Raw genomic sequence first — 20,608 nt, 5'->3', positions numbered from 1 at the left:
GACTCTCGCGATTGACCGCTGGGCCATGGTCGATGCGGCTTGGTACGAAATCGACAACTGGCTCATGGCTGAAAATGCGCAATCATTGGGAAATGGGACGACGGCTGGACGACAAACTCGATTGCAAGGCTTGTGGAACTATCCAAATGGACATTCCCGACAACGCTAAGGAATCGACGCCAATTCATTGCAGCAATTGCGGCGCCTTTCTCGGCGAATGGGGCGAATTGCAGGATGATTTCTACCGCCAGGCTCGCGGTACCGAAGCATTCGACTTGCGCAACGGAACCATTATCAAGAAATAGCGCGCAACAACGCGCCCCCGGGATGACACCGGCAAATCCACAAGGGGTTGGCAGATCTAGCCGACGTCGATGACGACCATCAGCCCGCCGCCCTTTTCCTCGACATTGTTGTTCGTCGTGTGATGCACCACCGGTTCGGGATTGTTGCGGTATTGACCGAAACCGACATAGAGCGTCGAGGCAGCGGCAAGAGCGAACCACACGGCAAGGAAATACTCGATTGGCTGGATGAACATGGATGCATCCCGTCGCGGATCAGCGGCTTGTCACAAGCAGCCCTCGTCGATGAACGCAGCACGCGTGTTTATGATCCCGGCCCAATCCGGTCGTGTCGAATTCTCCAGCCTAGCGCTCTTGTCGAAGCATTAGGGCGCGGTAATTCCCTTGAAGGCGTGGGCACTTCGCTGCCTCAACAGGAGCTGGCCATGAAACATCAAACACTCGACCAACTGCATGCCGTCGCCAAGATTGAATCGTCGGCTGCATATTCCGCAATGACACGAAATCAGCGCATAGAGCGCTGGGCTGAACTGCTGGAGCGTAATCCCGAGCGATGCCTTGGCGCGTTTGCAGGCACTGAACATCTGCACCCTGAAGCACGTTCAATGATGCGGGGCGAGGGTACGGCAATTTCGGTTGCCTTCGAAGATCCAGTGCTGCGCGCATCGGGTTTGAAAGACGACACATATGGTGAGGCAAAGCGCTTTTTCGAGTTGAATGACTGGCAGTTGCACGACATCGTCTGCGATTGCCACGTCGGCTCAACCATGAAAGCGCGCTGGGCTGCGACGCGGGTCCGCTCAGCCACCAGCGGCAGGTTCTTTGCATGGTTGCGGCAAAGGATAATGCGCTGACCGTAGTTGGGGATCGTCGTCGCTTCGGTGCGGCATACGATCCCCTCTGTCTTGCCGATCGGATGTCTTGCCGATGCGGATCAATGCTTGTCCTGATATAGCCGGTCGGTCGCTCGGTCGCTTTCCCTTCGTTCGGCGGGTCCACGCCGGCGGCGTGCGATAACGGCATAGGCCAACAGCACGATCAGCAACAATGGGCCGCCGGCAACGACGACCAACCACATGATATCTCCAAACATGGCGGCATCTCCTTTCCGAGACAACCGGCAAGGAGCAGAACCGTTCCGCGCAGCAGCAGGGCAATGCCACCTCGGTCACCAACTTACGGACTGCGTTCGTAGGTTCCGATGAGTTCAGCCTGCTCGAGTGAATGTTTCTGCGCCTCCCGCCAGATGCGCTCGACGCCCGCGCTGGCCGGAGCGGCAAGGCTCGGCGTGTCGAGCGCTGCCAGCCGGAAATGGTAGTGGTGAACGCCATGTCCGACGGGCGGTTCGGGGCCATCGTAATAGGCGTTGCCAAAATCATTCGTTGCTTGCCGGAGGGCGCCCGGACCCGGCTTACCGCTTTCAGCCTCGGGAAGTTCCCTTGTGTCCGCGGAGATGTTGAACACCGCCCAATGACCAAACGTTCCGCTCGGCGCATCAGGATCCTGAACGACGAGAACGAGGCTCTTTGCCTCATCCGGCACTCCAGACCATTTCAGCGGCGGCGATACGTTTTTGCCATCTCGTGTATATCTTTCGGGAATTGGTCCGCCTTCGGCAAAAGCGGCACTGCTCAGAGCAAGTGGCATGGTTCATTCCTTCCGGGAAAATTGATCGCAGCGACGCGAACCGGCACGCTATTTGTTGGTCCGCATCTTTTGTCTTGGATCGATCCCGCCAGCGCCGGTCGTGTCGTTTTCGACGTCACCCTCGACCGTGTTCTCGCCTTCAAGCTCGAACTCTTCGCCTTCCTTGATCGTGCCCTTGGAAGTCCCGATACCAGGATTGTTCGCCAAGTCGGCATCGCTCGGTTTTTTCCACTTTGGATGTTTGGTTCCCGGTCATGAGAAACTCCTTCGACGGGGATTTCAGTTTTAAAATCGCAAGCCGGAATGACTCGCTCCGGCTCCAGCTCTCTTCTCTCATTGGTTGTGGCGTGTGCGTCGGCTAAAGCCCGAATGGGTAGGTGTCGGGAACGCCGGTTCTTGCATGCCCCGGGCCAAGCGGCGTCACTGCCGCGGTTTTGTCGAACCATAGGAACGCGTCGAATTGCCGGGGCAGGGAAGCGTCCGCATAGTGACTGCGCAGCTCGGTTTCCGGCCGGTAGATCACTCCGATAAACCGCTCCAGCCTGCGTTCCAGCAGCCGGTCATGCAGCGTCGTGTCGTGCCCGAGGTCGAGCAGAAACCGCGACACAAGGGAATCGTGACAAAGCCGTTCGTAGCTGTCGGCGTGCGACGGGCGAACTTGCTTCACCTCCATTTCGCCATCCCAGTCGCTGGCGGCCGCTACAGTGCCGGAATGCGTGCCCATACCGATCAGCGCTGCCTCATCCCCGAAACGCTGCCGGCAGAGCTGGCCGATGTTCAGTTCGTCCCTGACGACACCCATCTCGGTAAAGCGGGCATCGCCGATATGGGAATTGTGCGCCCACACTACCGCCTTGGCGTTCGGGCCGCCGGCATGCAGCAGATGTTCCAAGGTCTCGAACATATGCGTGTCGCGCAGGTTCCAGGACGCCGCGCCGCCATAATACATGATCCGGTAGTAGTGTTCGGCGGACGCGATCAGCCGCGCGTTCTGACTGGCGTCGAGAAAGTCGGTTCCGTCCTGTTTTGCATAATCGAGTTGTTTGGCGAGCAAGTCCCGGCATTGTTCCAGCACGGCTTTCTCGCATTTTTGATAGCCGGCGGTGAGCACCGCTCGGCCGTAGGTAGACGGTTCGTGTTGCCAGGGCGTCAGGCAGCCATAGCGTTCGCGCGCGGTTTTGGCTGCCTGGGGATCGACCCGGTCGAGATAATCCAGAACCGCGGCGATGGACCCGCTCATATTGTAGATGTCGAGACCGTAGAACCCTGCTTGCTCCGATGGCTCAAGCTTCTCGTTGTAGCGGCGCATCCAATCGGTGAAAGCCGCGACATCGGTGTTGCGCCACATCCAAGTCGGAAACCGCTGGAATGGCGCATCAGTCCCGGTTCGCGGCCGACGATGGCGAACATAGCGGTCGATCGCCGCCGCGTCGGGCCAGTCCGCCTCGACCGCGACGATGGTGAAGCCGTGCCGTTCGATGAGCCTGCGGGTGATCGCGGCGCGCGCCCTGTAGAATTCGGACGTGCCATGGCTTGCCTCGCCAAGCAGAACGACGCGCCGGTCGGCGAACCGATCGAACAATGCGCCGAAGGCCGGATCGTCGAAATCGGGCAGCGGCTCAGCCGCGGCCGCGATCATATCAGGCAGGCTGATGGGATTCGGATGTCGAATCGGACGACCGACCTTGGTGACCGTGCCGTCTTCCGACCAACCCTGCTCGCCGATCAGAGGGACGAAGCGCACGCCGCCGAAATCCTCCTCACTGTAGGTTGCAGCACCTGTCCGGGTGACTTTGAGCAGACGTTGCAAATCGGGGTCTTCGCCGACCGGAATCACGAGCCTGCCGCCGACATCGAGTTGCTCCTGAAGGGCGAGCGGTGCGCCGGGACCGCTGGCTGTCACCACGATGGCATCGAACGGCGCCGCCTGCGGCCAGCCCTTGGTTCCATCGCCTGTCCGAACCTCGATGTTTTGGTAGCCGAGTTTTTCAAACCGCCGCTTCGCCGTTTCGGCCAAACCGGGATGGCGCTCTATGGTGTAGACCTGTTCGACGATCCGGCTCATCACCGCGGCCGCGTAACCCGAGCCCGTGCCAATTTCGAGCACGTGGTCACCAGCTTTGACATCCGCCATCTCGATCATGAACGCGACGATGTAGGGTTGCGATATGGTTTGGCCGTCGGCGATCGGCAGCGGCGTGTCTTCATAAGCAAATTCCTCGAAGCCGGGTTCGACAAAGGCCTCGCGCGGAACTTCGCGCACAGCCTGCAGAATCTCACGGTCATGGATGCCGCGCCGTCCGACATGGATATTGACCATTCGATCACGAGCACGAGGAAGATCGAGCATCTTTTAGCTCCCCTTTGGTGCAACGCTTCGAGGCTATCCTCGCGGTACCTGCCTTGAGCCTGCCTTCGCGATTCCAATTTCTAACCGCCGGGGGACCTCAAGGTTCCCGACTATTTGCGGACAGAGCCGCGAGCCCGCCGGGATAGCGTGCGGTTTCTTGGCGTGGGTCGCGACGCCGTCCCGGACGGCGGCAGTCGGGGGTTGCTCAAGCGCAAAGATGCCTCAGTTATCACCAGCGAACGAAGCTGGAGGTGTCGATGAACGGCAAGGCAGCCGCGCCGCAGGCTATCGGCCACCAACGGATCGACCTCATGGACCGTTACTGGCGCGCCGCGAATTACATCGGCCAGATCTATCTGCTCGACAATCCGCTGTTGCGCGAACCGTTGAAGGCAGAACATGTCAAGCCGCGGCTGCTTGGCCATTGGGGCACGGCGCCGGGGCTGAATTTTCTCTACCTGCATCTGAACCGCGTATCCGCGAAAGCGGCCTCGATATTCTGTTTATCTGCGGCCCGGGCCATGGCGGTCCCGCAATGGTTGCCAACACCTGGCTCGAGGGCACCTATAGCGAGATCTATCCCGATATCGGGCAGGGGGAAGATGGTCTCAGGAAACTGTTCCGGCAGTTTTCCTTCCCCGGCGGCGTACCAAGCCATGCCGCGCCCGAGACGCCCGGCTCCATCCATGAGGGAGGTGAACTGGGATATGCCCTTGTCCATGCCTTCGGTGCGGCCTTCGACAATCCGGACCTGGTGGTTGCCTGCGTCGTTGGTGACGGCGAAGCCGAGACCGGTCCGCTCGCGGCGGCATGGCATTCCAACAAGTTCCTGAACCCGATGTCGGACGGCGCCGTCCTGCCGATCCTGCATCTCAACGGCTACAAGATCGCCAATCCGACGATCCTCGGCCGCATGGAAGACCAGGAGTTGCGAGACCTTTTCGCCGGCTATGGCTACGAACCGTTCTTCGTCGAGGGCCACGAGCCGGAAGACGCTGGAAGCGAGCAATGATCCTCGCGCTCATGAGGCGATGGCGCTTTTCGCCTTTCGCGCCGCGAAAGAGGCCGCGGCGCTTGCAAACACGATGGGTGGTCTTGAATGCCTCGTGTTCACCGCCGGCATCGGCGAACGGTCCGCGTCCATCCGCAAGGCCATATGCGAAAAATTGACCTGGCTTGGCGTGGTGATTGAAGAACACGCCAACGACACCCACGCCGAAATCATCAGTCGGCCGAGAGCAAGGTGGAGGTGCGCGTGATTGTGACCGATGAGGAAAGTGTCGTTGCACGTCACAGCCGCAAGGTGATTCAAGTCTGAGGGCTGGCCGGAAAATCGGCGTCGGTTCGGCTTTATAAAGTGCGACGGCAAGAGTCTCCCTGTACGAAAATTACCAAGCGAGCGGTCCGGGGAACCAACTGCTCATGGAAATATTGTGCGACCAATCCCGGCTGACCCCGAGATCGCCGGCCGATGATCAGGCCGACAGCCTTACTTTGGGCACTGGCTGAGGAATCCATGTTTACGGACGACGTTGCGGTAAAGCGCCTGAAAATCCTGGTCGAGCAATATGTCGAGACGCGCAGGAAACGCCACGATGTGATCTCTACCGCGAAGGCCGGAACCGCCATTCGAGAGGTTATGCCAAGTTGCCCGCTTTCGGGAAAGGCTTTCGATGACCTGATTGCGGCTTGCGCCATAGAGCATGGCCTCGCTGTGCTCTTCGACAATCCCGGTACATCAGGCACTGAAAATCTGAGGCTGGCGCTTCCGATGCCACCATCGCGATGAGCAGGAGTTCAGTCGGCATGTCCAAATACTTTTTCGACCTTCGAGATGAGAGCGGAAGCTTGCAGGAGGATCCCGAGGGCCAGGAATTTCCTGATCTCGCGAGCGCCGAGGAAAACGCGATGGCATCGGCGAAGGAAATCCTCGCCGAAGAACTGCTGCATGGCAAACCGCTGCGTATCGGCTTGGCCTTCGAGATTTTTGATGAGAACCGCAACCTGGTCCTGCGCTTCCCCTTTGCGCTCGCGGCCGAAAGGGCCGGGGCACCCCTTTAACTGCGGCCCATCGCTTTGCTGGGATCATACAGGCTGGGCGCAATGCGAGCATATCCAGATGAATTGTCATTGTCTGGTTTGCATCGAAGAGACTTCAACGAGACGATGCCGGTCAGGTTCCGTGCATCGCCTGCTCACGTCCGAAATTGTCACGCCACGCGGCGGTACCGATGGCGATCTCGGATGAATTCATTGAAGAAGCGGCCCTTTGAGGAAGCTTTGGTGAAAGCGGCATAAGTGGCCGGCGCCACATCCTCATAGTCGTAACGTTTGCCGCTCGGCACAAACCAGACCGAGAGGATCCTTGTATCGGGATCGTATTGTGCGTTTCGGATCACGGTCGATGGCATAGTGGCACCCGACGGGGTCTGTTCCGAATAACCCGTTAGCGATCGTCAGGTTCCGCCGATGTCCTCGCGCCTCGCGCCGCGACTACCGGTCGCGTGGGTTGCCGAACTTCAGGTCGCGCTTCCTCGAATATCGGTCGATGCGTGGCAGGCTGTCATCAAACTCGATCCACGGCAGCCTCAGGCCCCAGTAGGCATGGGCTTGCGGCCGAAAACCTTCAGGTTTGTCAAAGAAACCGACCGTCACATAGAACTCGTCCGGCAGCCCTTCGTCACTATAGCCTATCGAGCTTCCACAGTCTGGGCAGAACGTGCGGGTAACGCCTGGCGTTTTGGAAAAGGCCTTCGGTGTTCCCCTAAGAAGCTGAAATTGCTTCGGCCGGTAACCGACCCAGATCGTCAGCGGACTTCCGATGGCCCGGCGGCAATCGTCGTCGTGATCGTAGCATATCCAGAAAGGCTCCCCGTCCATGGCTGCCGCGATCCGTCCGCAGAAGCAGGCTCCGGTCTCGCGCCGCATCGTCTGTCCATCCTGTTGCGCCTAAGAGACATTCAGGGAGCGGCCGAACGGCCGCTCCCCTTCAAGGCGAGGCCTTGAAATCATGCATCGTGATGCTCGGGCATGCTCTTGAGCTGATCCTTGGTCCAGTTCGTCACCGCGTGAACGTCGCCGTCTTCATCGCGCATGAATTCCAACTGGCTCGCGGGAACGGCCACCGGCTTGGCGCCTATGCCGAGAAAGCCGCCGACATCGATGATGACCTGACTGGCGGCTCCAGAGCCATGGACATGCGAAACGCTGCCGACCTTGTTGTCGTCCGCGTCGTAAATCGTGGCGTCTTCGAGAATGTCTGGCGTCAGTTCGGTGCTTGTGAGGCGTACGTGATTGGTGTGATCCATCGTTCGAGACTCCTGTTGGGTGGAATATTTGAACCTCTCAGCCGAGCAATCGTTCCGAACAATTTCGGGGGCGACGCCGACGACGCAAGACCCTCAAATCAGCCTCGGCCCGAATTGACTCGCAAAGTTACCGTCCGCTCGTTCGACGGGCGCGGCCGGCTGAGAGATCCCAGTGCTCTTGCCCAAGGGAAGAGTCTCGTGGATTGCCAGATCCTGCAATCCAGGAGCGAATTGCTTCCACGCATGAGCACGGACGATCTCGCGCGGCTAAGGCCGCATCTGGCGAGCGTTTTGCTGGAGTTGCGCGCGCCGCTGGAGAATACGGGGCAAAAGATCGACGCCGTCTATTTTCTGGAAAGCGGACTGGCCTCGGTGGTGGCCAGGACTTCGGAGGCTACCGAAGCGGAAGTCGGAATCATCGGGTTCGCAGGAGCGGCCTCTCGCTTGAGCGTCGGGGCCAACAGAGGCTTCTCCGCCACTGAACCGCCAGGAGGACATTTCGAGTGGCCGACGCGATGATGCCGGTGAGACACCGTTGCCCGAACCCGCGCCGGCCACTGCGGCATGTTTCGGGATGCCGCGTTGCCAATCTAGTTGCTGACAAGCAACTGGCAACAAAGGCTCACGGTTTGGTAAGAACCGTACGTACATGCACGCAACCTCCCTCGGTCGCATTCAAGGCGTGCTCGCGAATCCTGAGTTGAATACAGTCACCCCGATAAACTCCGGATTGGCAGGCTTTGTCCGATGCGGTGGAGTCCGCAGGGCGGAGTGCAGATTTGCTGGCTCGGTTCCGATATTGCCAGGCGGGCTGGCCTTCACCATCTAGCCAGGATGGCGACACCGACATCGAAAACACTCGGCTCATCCAGGCTCCAGCACGATCTCTTTGGTGCTGCCGACGACCTGCCGGAAGGTTTCCTCTACAAGCCCGAACTGATCACCGCGCAAGAAGAAACGGAACTCGCCGGGCATCTCGAAGGCCTGCCCTTCGAGGCGTTCGATTTCCATGGCCATCTGGCAAACCGGCGCGTCGTTCGTTTCGGCCTGAGTTACGACTATGACAGGCGTCAGGTCGTCCAGGCGCCGCCGATCCCTGACTTCCTGTTGGCCCTACGCGATAAGATCGCAGCATTGGCAGGCAGGCCCGCCGAGGCCTTCGCGCAAGTGTTGATCAATGAATACCGGCCCGGCGCCGGCATCGGCTGGCATCGAGACAAGCCTCATTTCGAAGACGTTGCGGGTGTTTCGTTGCTGGCGCCTTGCAGCTTCCGGCTCCGGCGGAAGAATGGCGCCAAGTGGGATCGCCGCACCATCGTCGTCGAACCAAGGTCGGCGTATCTCATGAGCGGACCATCGCGCACGGAATGGGAGCATAGCATTCCGCCAGTTGACCTGCATCGATACTCGATCACCTTGCGGACATTGCGCGCCAACTCCGCATGAGCGTCGCGCGCGAGGCGTCTGAGGCACGCCAGCGCCATCACGAGTTCTTGAACGCAAATGGTTCCGGGAACCTCCCAACCACAAGTTGGTTTGGAGGACAGGTACAGCTTCAAAGGTGGAGAATGTCATGGCCCGTGCCCGATCCGTGTTGGTGGCCGCCAGGCGTCCGTTCCATAAAACGCCGATGGCAGTCGCAAATGCATGTTTCGTCGGCACGTTGCTGACCGACGTTGCCTATTGGCGAAGCGCTGAAATGATGTGGGCCGATTTTTCCGCCTGGCTGCTCCTTGCGGGTCTGGTGGTGGGCGTGCTCGCGGTTCTTGCAGCACTGGTCGATTTGTTTACCGGCAGGCTTTCCGGTGAAGCCGGACGTGTATGGCCATACCTCCTCGGCAGTCTCGTCGTGCTCGTCGTATCGCTCTTCAACGCACTGGTGCACAGCCGGGATGCCTGGACCTCGGTGGTGCCGACGGGGCTCATCCTGTCCGCCGTCGCCGTAATCGTTATCCTCTTGCTGGGGCTGCTGGGATGGAGTTCCGGCCGCACTCAAGTGGAGGTGGTCGAATGAATGTCTCCGCAAGACATATCCGGCGTATTGCGAGCCTCGGTCTGCTGTGCGGATCGATTTTGGCGCTGCCCGCATGCAGCGACAACGAACCGAATCCCACCGACGAGGTCGGAGCGAACCCGATGCTTCCTGAACCTATTCAGTATCTGGTGCCGCCGATGCATGTCGCGTCGGTCATCGGCTGGAAACAAGACGAGAAGCCGATGGTCGCCAAGGGTTTGCAAATCCAGGCCTTCGCCAAGGGCTTGAGGCATCCGCGCTCGCTTTACACATTGCCGAATGGTGACGTTCTGGTGGTCGAGTCGGTGGCGCCGCCCGGTGCCGCGATCAAGCGGCCGAAAGACCTGATCATGGGCTGGATCGAGTCCATGGCGACGTCAGGCGGCGGCACCGAAGGAAGCAACCGTATCACCCTGCTGCGCGATACGAACGGGGATGGTGTGCCCGATGTCCAAGAGGTCTTCCTCGATCATCTCAATTCGCCCTTTGGCGTGGCTCTGGTCGGCAACGATCTCTACGTCGCCAACACCGACGCCATCGTGCGGTACCCCTACACGTCGGGTGACACCAAGATCACCGCCCCGGGCACGGTACTGACGCCGTTGCCCGGCGGGCCCATCGACCACCACTGGACAAAGTCTCTCGTAGCCAGCCCCGACGGGTCTCTGCTTTATGTCGGCATCGGATCCAACAGCAACATCACCGAGAACGGCATCCAGGCAGAAAAGGACCGGGCCGCGATATGGGAAGTCGACAGGGCCACAGGCCGCTATCGTATTTTTGCGAGCGGCCTGCGCAATCCCAACGGGCTGAGCTGGGAGCCGCAGAGCGGCGCGCTGTGGGCTGTGATCAACGAGCGCGACGAACTCGGGCCTAATCTGGTTCCCGACTACATGACCTCGGTCAAGGACGGCGCGTTCTATGGTTGGCCGTACAGCTACTATGGTCAGCATGTGGACCCGCGCGTGATGCCGCAGCGGCCGGACCTCGTCGCCAAGGCCATCCCTCCCGACTATGCCTTGAGTTCCCACGTCGCACCTCTGGGCTTGACGTTCTACACTGGAACCAACCTGCCGGACCCATATCGCAATGGCGCCTTTGTTGGCGAGCATGGTAGCTGGAACCGCAAGAGCTTCAACGGCTACAAGGTCGTGTTCGTGCCGTTCAAGGACGGCCATCCAGACGGCAAGCCGCAGGATGTCGTCACCGGTTTCCTGGTCAACGACAGTAAGGTCCACGGGCGGCCCGTCGGCGTTGCCGTCGACAAATCGGGCGCGTTGCTGATTGCCGACGATGTCGGAAACACGGTCTGGCGTGTAACTTCCGCGAGCCGGTAGGCACCTGCGCAAACGCGGATCGCACTATCTCGGTGCAAATTCCATTAGCGCCTTGACGAATTCTGCCGGCGCCTCGATCGGCAGGAATTCGCCGCAGTTGGCGATCTTGTGACCTTGCAGGCTCTTTGCGCCAGACAGCCTCAAGCCTTCGAGGTAATCGTCGATCGATCCGAAATCCGCGTCGCCGCGGATATAGAGGATCGGAATTTCGATGCGCGCCGGTACTGCATTGACCTTGGCATCCTCCTTGAACGCGCGATACCAATCAAAGCCGGCCTTAAGTGCCTCCGGCCTCGCATAGGCCTGCGTAAACGTCTCCCGCATCTCATTGGTCAATGCATCGGGACGGCCGGCGAGCAGATCGAAGAAGAGATCGAAGTAGGCGCGCTGGTGGCCTGTCACCAGCAACTCCGGTAACTCAGGCACTGCATGGAACGCGAAGTGCCAGATGTCCGGGTTTGCGATTACCTTCGTCCATGGATGAAGGCCGGGGATAACCGTATTTATCGGCACCGCGCCAACGATGCGATCGCCATGATGGCGAACAGCGGCGAAGGCAATCATGCCCCCCACATCAAAGCCTGCAACGACGATGGATTTGGCCCCAAGCGCCTCGGCGGCCGAAATCACGATATCGGCAAGAACCTTCTTTTCCGCCGACGGCGGTGGACCACGCGATTCACCGATCTCCGGAAGATCGAAAGCCAGCGTAAAGTACCGCGTGCCAAGTTCATCGATCACACCATCATAGATTTTCCGGGAATGGGGCCAGCCGTGCAGAAGGATCAAGGCCGGTCGGCCGGGCTCGCCGGCCATGGATACCGCCAGCTGCATATCGCCTGCTTCGAGGGTCCGGACGAGCATCGTCTATCCATTCTCAGGAACTCAGGAGAAAACGACCAGCGAACGAATAGGTTGCTCGACCAAGTTCCGCCGGCATCGCTCACTGCTCCCTGTTCTCCGGCAATGGTCAGTGCTCAAGAACCCAGCCACTGTGAGCCGGCTGGACCGTCACCAGGTGGAGGAGGGGCCATCTCGCCACCGGCCTGTTGGTCCGCCTGCGGAACAAGCATTCAACGCTGGCGTTGAAATGCGGGCGAACCCGCAACGGGCGAATGGGCTGTCGCGATGTCATCGCGGCGGCGATTTGCAATCAGGACAATGCAGGGAGATTCACATGCCGCTTACGGCCTTCGCGCTCAATTGCTCGCTCAAAGCTTCGAACGACAGGGAAAAATCCTCCACCGATCGGTTGCTCACGGATGTCCTGGCGGCGCTGATGCAATACCAAGTGAAGGGCGAGATCGTGCGTGCGCTCAGCCACGATATCAAACCCGGCGTGCTCTCTGACATGGGCAAGGGCGACGATTGGCCGAAACTCAGGAAGAAAATACTGGCGGCCGACATCTTCGTGCTCGGACTCCCGATCTGGCTTGGCCAGCCCTCGAGTGTGGCCAAGCGCGTCCTGGAGCGGATGGATGCGTTTCTTGAGGAGACCGATGACAGAGGACGAATGCCGGCAGCAGGAAAGGTGGCGCTGGTGGCCATCGTCGGCAATGAGGACGGTGCGCATCACTGCCACGCGGAATGCTTTCAGGCATTGAACGATGTTGGCTTCACCATCCCGGCCAATGGCGGGGTCTACTGGGTTGGCGAGGCCATGCAGGAGGTCAACTATGTCGACCTGCCGGCAACTCCGGAAAAAGTCTCGGGTGCGATCGAAATGGCAGCCTCAAACGCTGCCCATCTCGCTGGATTGTTGAAGGACCGAGGCTACTCGGGCGTTTCGAGGTGACCCGTGTCCGCCTGAACACCTTTGAGCGAACAGACCCTGGCAGGGTCGATGAGGTCTTAGTCGGGAACAGGAAGGCTTGTAGCGAGTTCATATTCAGCGGCGACCGCCGCTCAGTCTAAACGGCGCGAACCGCAAACAGGAGAGAAAGTCATGGGTCTCGGCACAATTCTCATCATCATTCTGATTATTGCATTGCTTGGCGGTTTTAGTGGGCTTGGCGGCGGGCCATTCTACGGCACCGGCTATTATGGCGGCGGCGGCCTCGGCCTGCTGCTTCTTATAGTCATTATCCTGGTCGTGCTCGGGCGTCTCTAGCCGAGCCCGCGATGCGGGTGGCAGACTGTATTACCTGCCGCTTGCGGTCCTTCCGGGGTTGCTTTGAATCGATAGCAGTCCAGCAATGACGGTCCGCCCTCTAGAGGGCGGACCAGTCGGACATGTTAGGTCAAGATCAGGACGATCTTGAACGTATCCGGATCAACGATGACGATTCGGCCGTCCGCAAGCACGAAATACTCGTAGCTTTCGTAAGCGGGGACGATCTTGACGATACGAGCCGGCAAACGATGTAGCCTGACCTTCTGCCGTGGGACTTCGACGCCGACGCTGATGTCAAAATCGACATTGGAGACAGGCTCGACCTTCGTCTCCCGGATGATCTGAGTGACTTGGGTTTTCTGTTCCACCGTCACGTTGTTGATGGAACCGGTCGACGTCGTATCCTGTGTCGAGGCCTTACCCTGAGCCTGCTCGTCGGTCTGCATCTTGGTCTTGTCTTGAGCCTGCTGGTCGGTGGTGGTGCCGGCCTTGCCCTGGGCCTGCTCGTCGGTCTTCAGCTTGGCCTTGCCCTGCGCCTGTTGGTCGGTGGAGGTGCCGGCCTTGCCCTGAACCTGCTCGTCGGTCTTCAGCTTGGCCTTGCCCTGCGCCTGCTGGTCGGTGGAGGTGCCGGCCTTGCCCTGAGCCTGCTCGTCGGTCTTCAGCTTGGCTTTGCCCTGCGCCTGTTGGTCGGTGGAGGTGCCGGCTTTGCCCTGAGCCTGCTCGTCGGTCTTCAGCTTGGCTTTGCCCTGGGCCTGCTCGCCCATCTTGGAACCGCTCTGGCAGTCAGCCTGCCCGGAAGCGCAACTGGCGTCTGCGCCAGATTGGCTTTCGGGCTGTTGTGTCTGAGCCATTGCCGTTCCACAGCCGAGCCCGATCGCCAGCATGCTGGTAATGAGAACATGTTTCATGGGAAATCTCCCGAGTAAGGTTCGTCCCTTCAGTGCGTAGAACCAGCACCCAAAAAAAATGTTCCGAGATAGTTGAGTGAGGGCTAAAAAAACGACCTCACTTGAGACATACGATGGCGGGCGGAAGCCGTCGTCAAAACGACCTTTTCAACCTTGCCGATTGCCCTAGCTGTCTCCTTAAGGAGACCGGCATGGCAATTTATAGTCTGAGAGTGGTCAGCTTCATTTTCGTTGCACTGGCTTTCGCTCCGGCCGCCGCGCATTTTTTCGCGATGTTCAACAAGATGAGGCTGGACGGGCCGAACTATCTGGCTGCGCAACGCGCCTATGATGGATGGAGCCTGTTCGCCATCGTGGTGCTGGGAGCATTGCTCTCTACGGCCGCCCTGGCAATCCTGCTCTACCGAGCGAGTGCATCTTTCGGCTTGGTTGTTGTCGCCTTTCTCAGCATCGGCGCCACGCAATTTGCCTTCTGGACGCTGACCTATCCAATCAATCAGGCGACCCGGAACTGGACTGTCCTCCCTGAAAACTGGGAGCTAATGCGGCGCCAATGGGAGTATTCGCATGCCATCGCCGCTGGTCTCAATGCCTTGGCGTTGCTGGTGCTTTTCATATCGGCGCTTCGCGCTGCGGTGCGTTGAAGGACCATGTCTCACCAGCACGGCCGCCGAGCGAGCTGGAACCACCAATGAAGCGAAATCATTGACACGCAAGATGTTTCCGGCGTGACCCGAAAATGAAGCGGGTACTATTTCGATCTTCAAAATGGTGACGGCATCGTGCCCGACAATAACGGCAACTGTTCGAATCCCGGGAACAAGCCAGAGCGGAAACAATTCGTATTTTGCAGGATGTCGCCCAAGACGAATGCCCGATTGCGATTTCGTCAAGATAACCGTCAAAGCACGCGATGAGATCGGTGCACAGATGTTGAGGCGTCGCTTGTCCTGACCTCCAGATGGAGCGTGTGATGCCGCAGTCCTAGCGGCGATACCGCACCGGGATTTGCACCACATTCTCGGATCCAGGCAGATCAAAGGCCATGGCCAACTGACGTACGGAGGCCATCTCCACGATCAGTTCCTCGATCGAAAGATCCGGCAGACCCGTCTTCACCCTCTGCCTCACCCTGGCCGCGAGCTCATGAACCCGCACCGGGACGAAAAGCGGGCTGTCGTCCAGCAGCTTGCTGATTTCGATGACCACATCGGCGTCGATGTCCTTCGGCAATTCCCGCATGGGCGTTACCTCCAATCGAAGCAACAGCCCGCCATATCGGCGCGACGGGCGATCAGGCATTGAGCGCCGGGCAATGGGATCGGAGAGGGACGTGCTTGGCGCTGGCCGATGGCCTGATTCATAAAACTGCGGGCATCGGTGTGTCACGAAAAAATATCGGTACGAAAATTACCAAGCGGCTCATCCCACGCAATCCACAAGGGCTTTCCCCGAAATCGCGGTTCCGGCAGCGGCTGTTCCAGACAGAGGAGGAACAAAAAAAAGGGCCCGGAATTGAGACTGATGGATTGGAGGCTTTAGCCATGGACAGCAGGGAAGAAAAGATCAAACGGCGAGCCCATGAAATCTGGGAGCAAGAGGGCCGCCCGGGAGGCCGCGAGCAGGAGCACTGGGATCGGGCCGTTCAGGAGATCGAAGCTGAGGGTTCGGAGACTGAACGTGGCCCGGTTTTGCCTGACCCGACAATCGCAGCCGATTCCAATAGCTTGAAGCGTTGATCGTCAAATGCCGAGGCGTCTTGAGAGCACGATCAGGCAACCAAATTGGTGAAACCTCGTTTGGCGGACAGCAACCAGAGGAGGTTTCGATGAAGAGGTTCTTTTCACTGCCGGTCTTGGCCACTTTCCTTGCGCTTGGCGCCTGCGACAACAATACCGAGCCGATGAAAGCCAATACCGGCACCATCAAGAACCCACAGGTTGACCAGGCCGCCAGACCGGAGTCCACGACTGGTGGTGATCAGCCAGCTACTGTGCCCCAGAGCCAATGAACTCCGTCTTACATTGCGACACACCTCTGCTGCGCGTCGCGTTCTACAGGCGGGTGTGCTGGATGGCATCGGACACTTCCGACGCGTGAGGCATCTGAAAAGGTTTCGCGAATGTTGGCTGCGTTCTCGATAGCCATGGCAAGCGCTGAAGCCGGAACCTGACGCATCGCCGCGCATTTCGTCTCCATGCATGACAAACCGAAATGCGGTCTCGCAATCATCGGCAGCCAGGGAGAATTTGGATGCAAGCTTCAGGCGCAGTCTCGACACACCATGCTGGCCAATTGGCCATAGAACCGTATGCGGGGACGGTGACGGTACGATTTTCCGACGCCATAGTCGCTGCCACGGAACGGGCGAAAGTGCTTCAGGAAGAAGGACATGAGCCCGTGTTCTACATCCCTTTCGAAGACATCTATTTCGACCTTTTCGAAAAGACGAACACCACCAGCCGCTCCGCTTTGAAAGGTACCGCTAGCTACTGGCGCGTCCATGCCGTGGGCAGCTCGGCTGACGATTTCATGTGGGCATACGAGACGCCTGAAACCGCGGCGCGGGCCATTGCACGGCATGGCGCATTCGATCCGGAAAAAGCGCGCATCGATGCTGAGCCCGCGGAAGACAGACGGCACACGCCCCACGTCCCGGACTAGAAATCCCGTTCGCGCCGGGGCGAGCTGATTCAAGGCTGCTGCTGACGGCGCGGAAACTCGTCATCAAGGATGCGTAGTGCCTCCTCGTATTTGGCAGTCGATGCCCCGACCTGTCGTGCCTGCCAGATATTGTCCGCCAAATCCGCGCGCTTGACCGGCAGCGCCAATGGATTTGATGCCGCTCGTCGCACGAAAGCGAAGTAATCCTCGCCGTCCCTGCGCGACATGGCGTCGACGGCCGAAACGATCGTTGGGCCGAAACCGGCCTCGTCCAACCGGGTCCGGTTCCAGCCTTCGCCCTTTTCCAGGACGTCATGGAGATAGGCGACGACCTTCTGGTCCTTGGTTTCGACCGCGTCAACGACACGGCGGCAGTGCTCGATATAGGGTCGCCCGGTCTTGTCGCGCTGTGCTGCGTGGACCTCTTCGGCAATCTTGGCCGCCCGATAAAACATGCTCATCTGGCTTGCCCTTCAGACATGGTTTCACCATCGCTCCTCGGTGTCGTGGTGCGGCAGGTCTATTCCGCAGCAAACCCAGCCAAGTCGCTGCCTCGATCCATAGTTGTAGCGCGGTTCCAGTTGAGCCGGATCGTCGAACGTTCCGACATGCAGCGCGATCTCTCCGGGCGATGCGTCATAGGCAAGGCTGAGCGGCGACCCGCAGGTGGAGCAGAACCCCCTGCGGGCAATCGGCGATGACCTGCGATAGGTCGGCGTCGCATTGGTCCAGGTCACGCTTTGGGAAGGCACCCAGGCCAGAACCGCGAACGCACTGCCGGTCGCTCGCCGGCACATATCACAATGGCAGTAATGCACTCGCGGTTCGCTTCCAACGCGGAAGCGGATCGTGCCGCAGAGACATCCTCCGCTCAGCTCCATTTTGGGGCTCCGGCTGACTTGCGGCTCCAACGCCTCTCGCGCGGTCTCATGCGAGCACCTCCATTCATCTCAGCGGAAACGCCAGCCATTTGCGTCGGTTCCTGTGGCTGTCTCAGGAACCAGTGCTTGCGCGCGGCGTTGCGTGTTTTTGCTGGCAGTGAGGAGGCTGGGAATGCATGGCCGGTTGGAGACGCACTGATGTCGATGCCGGGGCTGGCATACGGTCCCCTGGGCGATCGTTGCATGCATGTCTGCGTGGATATGCAGCGGCTGTTTGCCGAGCCGTCCCCATGGGCAACACCCTGGATCACCCGGGTTCTCCCGCAGATCGAGAGGCTGGTCGAAAGACGTGCGCCACATACGGTCTTTACACGCTTCCTGCCGGCCGGGAAGCCGGGGCAGGGCGTCGGCACATGGAAGCGCTATTATGAGCGCTGGGCTTCACTGACGATCGAGAAGATCGGGCCCGAAATGACCGAACTGTTGCCGTCTTTAGCCGGCTACTGCCCGCCCGCGGCGATCATCGACAAGCACATCTACTCGCCCTGGTTCGAAGGGCGCCTCAGAGCCCTTCTGGTGGAACGCGGGATCGATACGTTGGTCATCACCGGCGGCGAAACGGATGTTTGCGTTCTCGCCACGGTGCTAGGGGCCATCGATTTCGGCTATCGCGTGGTTCTCGTAACGGACGCGCTATGCAGTTCTTCCGACGCAACTCATGACGCACTGCTGACCGTTTACCACCAACGTTTCGCGCAGCAGGTCGAGACGGTTGAGATGGAAACGGTTCTCTCGAACTGGACTTGACGTCCGATAACCCAGCTCGGGCGGGAAGTGTCCATGCTTCCTTGCGCCGTTGGGCTGCCTATCTGTAAGAGAATGACGGACACCAGAACAGGCAGCAGACGTGACGCAACGATCGGGAAGTGCTGATCTTCCACTCCATGGCGGGCGCGTGCCAAAATGGCTCGGCGACCGCATGACGCGTCTTGGCGCCGTGATGTGCGAGGCGATCGTTCATCACTATGGTCGAGACGAGCTGCTGCGGCGGCTGGCGCATCCGTTCTGGTTCCAGTCCTTTGGTGCTGTCATGGGCATGGATTGGCACTCGTCGGGGATCACGACCAGTGTCGTGGGCGCTTTGAAGCGTGGCCTCACACCGCTTTCCGGCGAGCTCGGCATTCATGTCTGCGGTGGTCGCGGCGCGCATTCGCGCAAAACCCCGCATGAGCTGGAGGTCATCGGCCAACGCGTCGGCTTCGACGGAGCGGGCCTGGCCACCGTCAGCCGGCTTGTCGCCAAGGTCGACAGCGCCGCAGTCCAGGACGGTTTCGATCTTTACCTGCATGGTTTCATCGTCACAGATGACGGTCGCTGGGTCGTGGTGCAGCAAGGCATGAACGGTGACAGCAAGGTAGCGCGCCGCTACCATTGGCTCTCCGAGGGCCTCAAGAGTTTTGTCGACCAGCCGCATGCCGCCATCGAAGGCGCCCATCAAGGTGAGATCGTCAACCTGACCGACAGGCGCGCCGACGCGTCGCGCCAAGGGCAACTGAACCTTTTGCGGGACCTCGGACCCGATCGCATCCTGAGCGAGTTTGCAGCATTGGAGCGTGGCGCAGAGCCGAAGCGCCGGCAGGAGCCGGAGCAGCCGCTGCTCCCGCATTTGGTCATGCCGGCCCACCATGACGTTCGCGAATGCGATGTGGTCATGCATCGTCTTCACGGCAATATCGCAGCCGCCGCGGACCGCGGTCCTGCCGATTTCGCCGAACTCCTTCTGGTTCCTGGCGTCGGCGCGCGCACGGTGCGTGCGCTGGCCCTCGTTGCGGAGGTGGTGCATGGCGCGCCTTGCCGTTTTTCCGATCCCGGCCGCTTCTCGCTGGCGCATGGCGGCAAGGACAGGCATCCATTTCCGGTACCGCTGAAGGTCTATGATGAGACGATTGGGGTACTGAAGTCGGCCATGCAGAAGGCAAAACTCGGTCGCGATGAAGAAATCGGTGCCTTGAGGCGGCTCGACGATCAGTCGCGGCAAGTCGAACGATACGTGACCGGCCCCAGCCTGAAGGAAATTGTCGCGGGAGAATTCGACCAGTCGCATCTGCTTGGCGGGCGCAGCGTGTTCGGTTGGGAAGCGGCGCCGGACACAGCACCTGCTGAGCCGAGCAAGAAAGCGTGAGAACGAGTTAGAGCGGCTGTAGATCAATCGTCCAGGTCGATCAGCGCGACACCGAGGTCCGGGCGCTTGCTGCGGCGCAGATGGCCGGGCGCTTCCACCAAGGTGATTTCGAGTGTTGGCCGAACGATGCCGTCAAGCAGATGTCCGCCCCGGGTGGTACCATCGCTCAATCCAAGCACCGCATGGACGTGCAGGCTAGGCTTGTCGTCGTCTCCCAGTGCGACATCGCCGATCGCGCTCAGAACCTCGCACTGTTCGTCGACAGGGATTTTGAGGTAGGTCTTCGCGTCCGGATCAAACCAGCCCACGGTGGCTTTCTCGAAAGCCCCTATGGCGGTCAGGGACGCGCTGCCGATCTTCTGCTCGATGGCGAAAGCGGTCAGGGCCGCGAACGCTTCTTCGCCCGCGTCGAGCACCACGACAAATGTCCTTTGTCCGCCGATCTCGTTGACGAGCTGCGATTTCATCCCTGTGCTTCCATCCTTCGGCCCATTGAGTGCCGTCACCAGATCAATGGGCGCGGTGTTCCGCGTTGCGCTTGCGGGTCGCTGCAGCTTTCTTTGCCGATTCCGATCGGCTCGCGGCAGACCGTGATGCCGACGCCTTGCCGCCGCTTTTGCCGCCTTTGTGCGCCGCGGGATGACCCGTGTGTTTGCCGCGGCCGGAACCGCCTTCCTTCTTGCCACCGCCATCGTCCTTGTTGACGGTTGCCCATGCACGCCGCTCTGCCTCCTTGTCGGAAACCCCGCGCTTCTCATAGCCTTCGGCTATATGATCGGCTTTACGCTCCTGCTTGTCAGTGTATTTCGATTTGTCGCCTCGTGGCATGGCCTATTCTCCTTTCCTCCTGTTGAATAAGGGCGGAACGTCGACTCGAGGCGCTGGTTCCAACAGAAGTT

At 59.8% G+C, this 20,608-nt stretch carries 32 protein-coding genes and 1 pseudogene; 18 read left to right on the top strand and 15 right to left on the bottom strand.

From position 1 onward, the window contains the following. Positions 1–32: 32 nt before the first annotated feature. Entirely contained in the window at positions 33–305 is a 273-nt protein-coding gene (locus LB558_RS26720) for a hypothetical protein (protein ID WP_224700289.1), read from the top strand. Between the two features lie 56 nt (positions 306–361). Here the strand turns inward: LB558_RS26720 and LB558_RS26715 are convergent, their stop codons facing one another. Further along, positions 362–541: a hypothetical protein gene (locus LB558_RS26715; protein WP_224700288.1), complete on the bottom strand. Its 180-nt coding sequence runs from the start codon at positions 539–541 to the stop codon at positions 362–364. Positions 542–730: 189 nt separating this feature from the next. On the opposite strand from LB558_RS26715, the gene LB558_RS26710 reads away from it, so the two are divergent. Then, positions 731–1,159, top strand: coding sequence for a hypothetical protein (locus LB558_RS26710; protein ID WP_224700287.1), 429 nt, complete (start codon positions 731–733; stop codon positions 1,157–1,159). 80 nt (positions 1,160–1,239) lie between these two features. On the opposite strand, the gene LB558_RS26705 is transcribed toward LB558_RS26710, so the two are convergent. From LB558_RS26705 to LB558_RS26690, 4 genes are all read right to left on the bottom strand, one after another. Next, the gene (locus LB558_RS26705; protein WP_081738678.1) at positions 1,240–1,398 is read right to left on the bottom strand and encodes a hypothetical protein; all 159 of its coding nucleotides are present in this window, start codon (positions 1,396–1,398) and stop codon (positions 1,240–1,242) included. 83 nt (positions 1,399–1,481) lie between these two features. Next, complete coding sequence (locus LB558_RS26700) at positions 1,482–1,952, bottom strand: YbhB/YbcL family Raf kinase inhibitor-like protein (protein ID WP_224700286.1); 471 nt, start codon at positions 1,950–1,952, stop codon at positions 1,482–1,484. A 48-nt stretch (positions 1,953–2,000) separates the two neighbouring features. Beyond that, positions 2,001–2,159 (bottom strand): hypothetical protein, encoded by a 159-nt coding sequence (locus LB558_RS26695; protein WP_224700285.1) that lies wholly within the window; start codon positions 2,157–2,159, stop codon positions 2,001–2,003. A gap of 151 nt (positions 2,160–2,310) precedes the next feature. Continuing rightward, positions 2,311–4,302, bottom strand: a complete 1,992-nt coding sequence (locus LB558_RS26690) for a protein-L-isoaspartate(D-aspartate) O-methyltransferase (RefSeq protein WP_224700284.1) — start codon at positions 4,300–4,302, stop codon at positions 2,311–2,313. A gap of 257 nt (positions 4,303–4,559) precedes the next feature. Between LB558_RS26690 and LB558_RS26685 the strand changes: the two are divergent. The 4 genes and pseudogenes from LB558_RS26685 to LB558_RS26670 form a co-directional block, all read left to right on the top strand. After that, a pseudogene (locus LB558_RS26685) lies at positions 4,560–5,296 on the top strand (phosphoketolase); the annotation flags it as partial. A gap of 37 nt (positions 5,297–5,333) precedes the next feature. Next, a complete protein-coding gene (locus LB558_RS26680) occupies positions 5,334–5,561 on the top strand; it encodes a hypothetical protein (protein ID WP_224700283.1) in 228 nt (75 codons plus the stop codon). Positions 5,562–5,818: 257 nt separating this feature from the next. Continuing rightward, positions 5,819–6,091 carry a hypothetical protein gene (locus LB558_RS26675; RefSeq protein ID WP_224700282.1) on the top strand — a complete coding sequence of 91 codons (273 nt, stop codon included), beginning with the start codon at positions 5,819–5,821 and terminating at the stop codon, positions 6,089–6,091. After that, the gene (locus LB558_RS26670; protein WP_412033503.1) at positions 6,088–6,363 is read left to right on the top strand and encodes a DUF6894 family protein; all 276 of its coding nucleotides are present in this window, start codon (positions 6,088–6,090) and stop codon (positions 6,361–6,363) included. Before LB558_RS26675 ends, LB558_RS26670 begins: the two co-directional genes overlap by 4 nt. Positions 6,364–6,512: 149 nt before the next feature. On the opposite strand, the gene LB558_RS26665 is transcribed toward LB558_RS26670, so the two are convergent. The 3 genes from LB558_RS26665 to LB558_RS26655 form a co-directional block, all read right to left on the bottom strand. Further along, positions 6,513–6,713, bottom strand: coding sequence for a KTSC domain-containing protein (locus LB558_RS26665; RefSeq protein ID WP_224700280.1), 201 nt, complete (start codon positions 6,711–6,713; stop codon positions 6,513–6,515). An 82-nt stretch (positions 6,714–6,795) separates the two neighbouring features. Then, positions 6,796–7,230, bottom strand: coding sequence for a GFA family protein (locus LB558_RS26660; protein WP_224700279.1), 435 nt, complete (start codon positions 7,228–7,230; stop codon positions 6,796–6,798). Positions 7,231–7,310: 80 nt separating this feature from the next. Beyond that, positions 7,311–7,610: a PRC-barrel domain-containing protein gene (locus tag LB558_RS26655; RefSeq protein ID WP_224700278.1), complete on the bottom strand. Its 300-nt coding sequence runs from the start codon at positions 7,608–7,610 to the stop codon at positions 7,311–7,313. Positions 7,611–7,808: 198 nt separating this feature from the next. On the opposite strand from LB558_RS26655, the gene LB558_RS26650 reads away from it, so the two are divergent. The 4 genes from LB558_RS26650 to LB558_RS26635 all read left to right on the top strand — a co-directional run bounded on the left by LB558_RS26650 (position 7,809) and on the right by LB558_RS26635 (position 10,961). After that, positions 7,809–8,129 (top strand): hypothetical protein, encoded by a 321-nt coding sequence (locus LB558_RS26650; RefSeq protein ID WP_224700277.1) that lies wholly within the window; start codon positions 7,809–7,811, stop codon positions 8,127–8,129. Between the two features lie 315 nt (positions 8,130–8,444). Further along, positions 8,445–9,056, top strand: a complete 612-nt coding sequence (locus LB558_RS26645; RefSeq protein ID WP_224700276.1) for an alpha-ketoglutarate-dependent dioxygenase AlkB — start codon at positions 8,445–8,447, stop codon at positions 9,054–9,056. A gap of 127 nt (positions 9,057–9,183) precedes the next feature. Continuing rightward, positions 9,184–9,624 (top strand): DUF2231 domain-containing protein, encoded by a 441-nt coding sequence (locus LB558_RS26640; protein WP_127294592.1) that lies wholly within the window; start codon positions 9,184–9,186, stop codon positions 9,622–9,624. Then, positions 9,621–10,961 carry a PQQ-dependent sugar dehydrogenase gene (locus LB558_RS26635; RefSeq protein ID WP_224700275.1) on the top strand — a complete coding sequence of 447 codons (1,341 nt, stop codon included), beginning with the start codon at positions 9,621–9,623 and terminating at the stop codon, positions 10,959–10,961. The genes LB558_RS26640 and LB558_RS26635 overlap by 4 nt, the downstream gene beginning before the upstream one ends. Positions 10,962–10,985: 24 nt before the next feature. On the opposite strand, the gene LB558_RS26630 is transcribed toward LB558_RS26635, so the two are convergent. Then, positions 10,986–11,825 carry an alpha/beta fold hydrolase gene (locus LB558_RS26630; protein ID WP_224700274.1) on the bottom strand — a complete coding sequence of 280 codons (840 nt, stop codon included), beginning with the start codon at positions 11,823–11,825 and terminating at the stop codon, positions 10,986–10,988. Between the two features lie 313 nt (positions 11,826–12,138). Here LB558_RS26630 and LB558_RS26625 point away from each other — a divergent pair, with 313 nt between their 5' ends. Next, positions 12,139–12,756: a flavodoxin family protein gene (locus LB558_RS26625; protein ID WP_224700299.1), complete on the top strand. Its 618-nt coding sequence runs from the start codon at positions 12,139–12,141 to the stop codon at positions 12,754–12,756. 150 nt (positions 12,757–12,906) lie between these two features. Then, on the top strand, positions 12,907–13,071 hold the full coding sequence (locus LB558_RS26620) for a DUF3309 family protein (protein ID WP_013531546.1): 165 nt from the start codon (positions 12,907–12,909) through the stop codon (positions 13,069–13,071). 125 nt (positions 13,072–13,196) lie between these two features. Here LB558_RS26620 and LB558_RS26615 read toward each other — a convergent pair whose 3' ends face one another. Then, complete coding sequence (locus LB558_RS26615) at positions 13,197–13,982, bottom strand: DUF1236 domain-containing protein (RefSeq protein ID WP_224700273.1); 786 nt, start codon at positions 13,980–13,982, stop codon at positions 13,197–13,199. A gap of 113 nt (positions 13,983–14,095) precedes the next feature. Here LB558_RS26615 and LB558_RS26610 point away from each other — a divergent pair, with 113 nt between their 5' ends. After that, on the top strand, positions 14,096–14,626 hold the full coding sequence (locus LB558_RS26610; RefSeq protein ID WP_224700272.1) for a hypothetical protein: 531 nt from the start codon (positions 14,096–14,098) through the stop codon (positions 14,624–14,626). Between the two features lie 340 nt (positions 14,627–14,966). Here LB558_RS26610 and LB558_RS26605 read toward each other — a convergent pair whose 3' ends face one another. Further along, positions 14,967–15,224 carry a hypothetical protein gene (locus LB558_RS26605; protein ID WP_013531550.1) on the bottom strand — a complete coding sequence of 86 codons (258 nt, stop codon included), beginning with the start codon at positions 15,222–15,224 and terminating at the stop codon, positions 14,967–14,969. 95 nt (positions 15,225–15,319) lie between these two features. On the opposite strand from LB558_RS26605, the gene LB558_RS26600 reads away from it, so the two are divergent. The 3 genes from LB558_RS26600 to LB558_RS26590 all read left to right on the top strand — a co-directional run bounded on the left by LB558_RS26600 (position 15,320) and on the right by LB558_RS26590 (position 16,646). Beyond that, on the top strand, positions 15,320–15,721 hold the full coding sequence (locus LB558_RS26600) for a DUF2934 domain-containing protein (RefSeq protein WP_224700271.1): 402 nt from the start codon (positions 15,320–15,322) through the stop codon (positions 15,719–15,721). Between the two features lie 89 nt (positions 15,722–15,810). After that, on the top strand, positions 15,811–15,993 hold the full coding sequence (locus LB558_RS26595) for a hypothetical protein (RefSeq protein ID WP_224700270.1): 183 nt from the start codon (positions 15,811–15,813) through the stop codon (positions 15,991–15,993). A 203-nt stretch (positions 15,994–16,196) separates the two neighbouring features. After that, positions 16,197–16,646 (top strand): DUF427 domain-containing protein, encoded by a 450-nt coding sequence (locus LB558_RS26590; RefSeq protein ID WP_318011674.1) that lies wholly within the window; start codon positions 16,197–16,199, stop codon positions 16,644–16,646. A gap of 29 nt (positions 16,647–16,675) precedes the next feature. Here the strand turns inward: LB558_RS26590 and LB558_RS26585 are convergent, their stop codons facing one another. Both LB558_RS26585 and LB558_RS26580 read right to left on the bottom strand, forming a co-directional pair. Beyond that, positions 16,676–17,107, bottom strand: coding sequence for an HD domain-containing protein (locus LB558_RS26585; protein ID WP_224700268.1), 432 nt, complete (start codon positions 17,105–17,107; stop codon positions 16,676–16,678). Positions 17,108–17,131: 24 nt separating this feature from the next. Continuing rightward, on the bottom strand, positions 17,132–17,527 hold the full coding sequence (locus tag LB558_RS26580) for a GFA family protein (protein ID WP_263495419.1): 396 nt from the start codon (positions 17,525–17,527) through the stop codon (positions 17,132–17,134). A 198-nt stretch (positions 17,528–17,725) separates the two neighbouring features. Here LB558_RS26580 and LB558_RS26575 point away from each other — a divergent pair, with 198 nt between their 5' ends. Both LB558_RS26575 and LB558_RS26570 read left to right on the top strand, forming a co-directional pair. After that, positions 17,726–18,334, top strand: a complete 609-nt coding sequence (locus tag LB558_RS26575; protein ID WP_224700297.1) for a cysteine hydrolase family protein — start codon at positions 17,726–17,728, stop codon at positions 18,332–18,334. Between the two features lie 100 nt (positions 18,335–18,434). After that, positions 18,435–19,709: a DUF763 domain-containing protein gene (locus tag LB558_RS26570; protein ID WP_224700267.1), complete on the top strand. Its 1,275-nt coding sequence runs from the start codon at positions 18,435–18,437 to the stop codon at positions 19,707–19,709. 23 nt (positions 19,710–19,732) lie between these two features. On the opposite strand, the gene LB558_RS26565 is transcribed toward LB558_RS26570, so the two are convergent. After that, entirely contained in the window at positions 19,733–20,176 is a 444-nt protein-coding gene (locus LB558_RS26565) for a PPC domain-containing DNA-binding protein (protein WP_224700266.1), read from the bottom strand. Positions 20,177–20,219: 43 nt separating this feature from the next. Beyond that, on the bottom strand, positions 20,220–20,537 hold the full coding sequence (locus tag LB558_RS26560; protein WP_013531559.1) for a hypothetical protein: 318 nt from the start codon (positions 20,535–20,537) through the stop codon (positions 20,220–20,222). Between the last annotated feature and the right edge of the window lie 71 nt (positions 20,538–20,608).

The sequence above is a fragment of the Mesorhizobium sp. CO1-1-8 genome, from assembly GCF_020164875.1.
GTDB lineage: Bacteria > Pseudomonadota > Alphaproteobacteria > Rhizobiales > Rhizobiaceae > Mesorhizobium.
This window is presented reverse-complemented; position numbering and strand designations above follow the sequence as displayed.

Excerpts from the sequence above, each read along its gene's own strand:
- LB558_RS26720 (WP_224700289.1), top strand. The coding sequence starts at position 33 with ATGCGGCTTGGTACGAAATCGACAACTGGCTCATGGCTGAAAATGCGC.
- LB558_RS26715 (WP_224700288.1), bottom strand. The coding sequence starts at position 541 with ATGTTCATCCAGCCAATCGAGTATTTCCTTGCCGTGTGGTTCGCTCTT.
- LB558_RS26710 (WP_224700287.1), top strand. The coding sequence starts at position 731 with ATGAAACATCAAACACTCGACCAACTGCATGCCGTCGCCAAGATTGAA.
- LB558_RS26705 (WP_081738678.1), bottom strand. The coding sequence starts at position 1,398 with ATGTTTGGAGATATCATGTGGTTGGTCGTCGTTGCCGGCGGCCCATTG.
- LB558_RS26700 (WP_224700286.1), bottom strand. The coding sequence starts at position 1,952 with ATGCCACTTGCTCTGAGCAGTGCCGCTTTTGCCGAAGGCGGACCAATT.
- LB558_RS26690 (WP_224700284.1), bottom strand. The coding sequence starts at position 4,302 with ATGCTCGATCTTCCTCGTGCTCGTGATCGAATGGTCAATATCCATGTC.
- LB558_RS26680 (WP_224700283.1), top strand. The coding sequence starts at position 5,334 with ATGGCGCTTTTCGCCTTTCGCGCCGCGAAAGAGGCCGCGGCGCTTGCA.
- LB558_RS26675 (WP_224700282.1), top strand. The coding sequence starts at position 5,819 with ATGTTTACGGACGACGTTGCGGTAAAGCGCCTGAAAATCCTGGTCGAG.
- LB558_RS26670 (WP_412033503.1), top strand. The coding sequence starts at position 6,088 with ATGAGCAGGAGTTCAGTCGGCATGTCCAAATACTTTTTCGACCTTCGA.
- LB558_RS26665 (WP_224700280.1), bottom strand. The coding sequence starts at position 6,713 with ATGCCATCGACCGTGATCCGAAACGCACAATACGATCCCGATACAAGG.
- LB558_RS26660 (WP_224700279.1), bottom strand. The coding sequence starts at position 7,230 with ATGCGGCGCGAGACCGGAGCCTGCTTCTGCGGACGGATCGCGGCAGCC.
- LB558_RS26655 (WP_224700278.1), bottom strand. The coding sequence starts at position 7,610 with ATGGATCACACCAATCACGTACGCCTCACAAGCACCGAACTGACGCCA.
- LB558_RS26645 (WP_224700276.1), top strand. The coding sequence starts at position 8,445 with ATGGCGACACCGACATCGAAAACACTCGGCTCATCCAGGCTCCAGCAC.
- LB558_RS26640 (WP_127294592.1), top strand. The coding sequence starts at position 9,184 with ATGGCCCGTGCCCGATCCGTGTTGGTGGCCGCCAGGCGTCCGTTCCAT.
- LB558_RS26635 (WP_224700275.1), top strand. The coding sequence starts at position 9,621 with ATGAATGTCTCCGCAAGACATATCCGGCGTATTGCGAGCCTCGGTCTG.
- LB558_RS26630 (WP_224700274.1), bottom strand. The coding sequence starts at position 11,825 with ATGCTCGTCCGGACCCTCGAAGCAGGCGATATGCAGCTGGCGGTATCC.
- LB558_RS26625 (WP_224700299.1), top strand. The coding sequence starts at position 12,139 with ATGCCGCTTACGGCCTTCGCGCTCAATTGCTCGCTCAAAGCTTCGAAC.
- LB558_RS26620 (WP_013531546.1), top strand. The coding sequence starts at position 12,907 with ATGGGTCTCGGCACAATTCTCATCATCATTCTGATTATTGCATTGCTT.
- LB558_RS26615 (WP_224700273.1), bottom strand. The coding sequence starts at position 13,982 with ATGAAACATGTTCTCATTACCAGCATGCTGGCGATCGGGCTCGGCTGT.
- LB558_RS26610 (WP_224700272.1), top strand. The coding sequence starts at position 14,096 with ATGGCGGGCGGAAGCCGTCGTCAAAACGACCTTTTCAACCTTGCCGAT.
- LB558_RS26605 (WP_013531550.1), bottom strand. The coding sequence starts at position 15,224 with ATGCGGGAATTGCCGAAGGACATCGACGCCGATGTGGTCATCGAAATC.
- LB558_RS26595 (WP_224700270.1), top strand. The coding sequence starts at position 15,811 with ATGAAGAGGTTCTTTTCACTGCCGGTCTTGGCCACTTTCCTTGCGCTT.
- LB558_RS26590 (WP_318011674.1), top strand. The coding sequence starts at position 16,197 with ATGCGGTCTCGCAATCATCGGCAGCCAGGGAGAATTTGGATGCAAGCT.
- LB558_RS26585 (WP_224700268.1), bottom strand. The coding sequence starts at position 17,107 with ATGAGCATGTTTTATCGGGCGGCCAAGATTGCCGAAGAGGTCCACGCA.
- LB558_RS26580 (WP_263495419.1), bottom strand. The coding sequence starts at position 17,527 with ATGGAGCTGAGCGGAGGATGTCTCTGCGGCACGATCCGCTTCCGCGTT.
- LB558_RS26575 (WP_224700297.1), top strand. The coding sequence starts at position 17,726 with ATGTCGATGCCGGGGCTGGCATACGGTCCCCTGGGCGATCGTTGCATG.
- LB558_RS26565 (WP_224700266.1), bottom strand. The coding sequence starts at position 20,176 with ATGAAATCGCAGCTCGTCAACGAGATCGGCGGACAAAGGACATTTGTC.
- LB558_RS26560 (WP_013531559.1), bottom strand. The coding sequence starts at position 20,537 with ATGCCACGAGGCGACAAATCGAAATACACTGACAAGCAGGAGCGTAAA.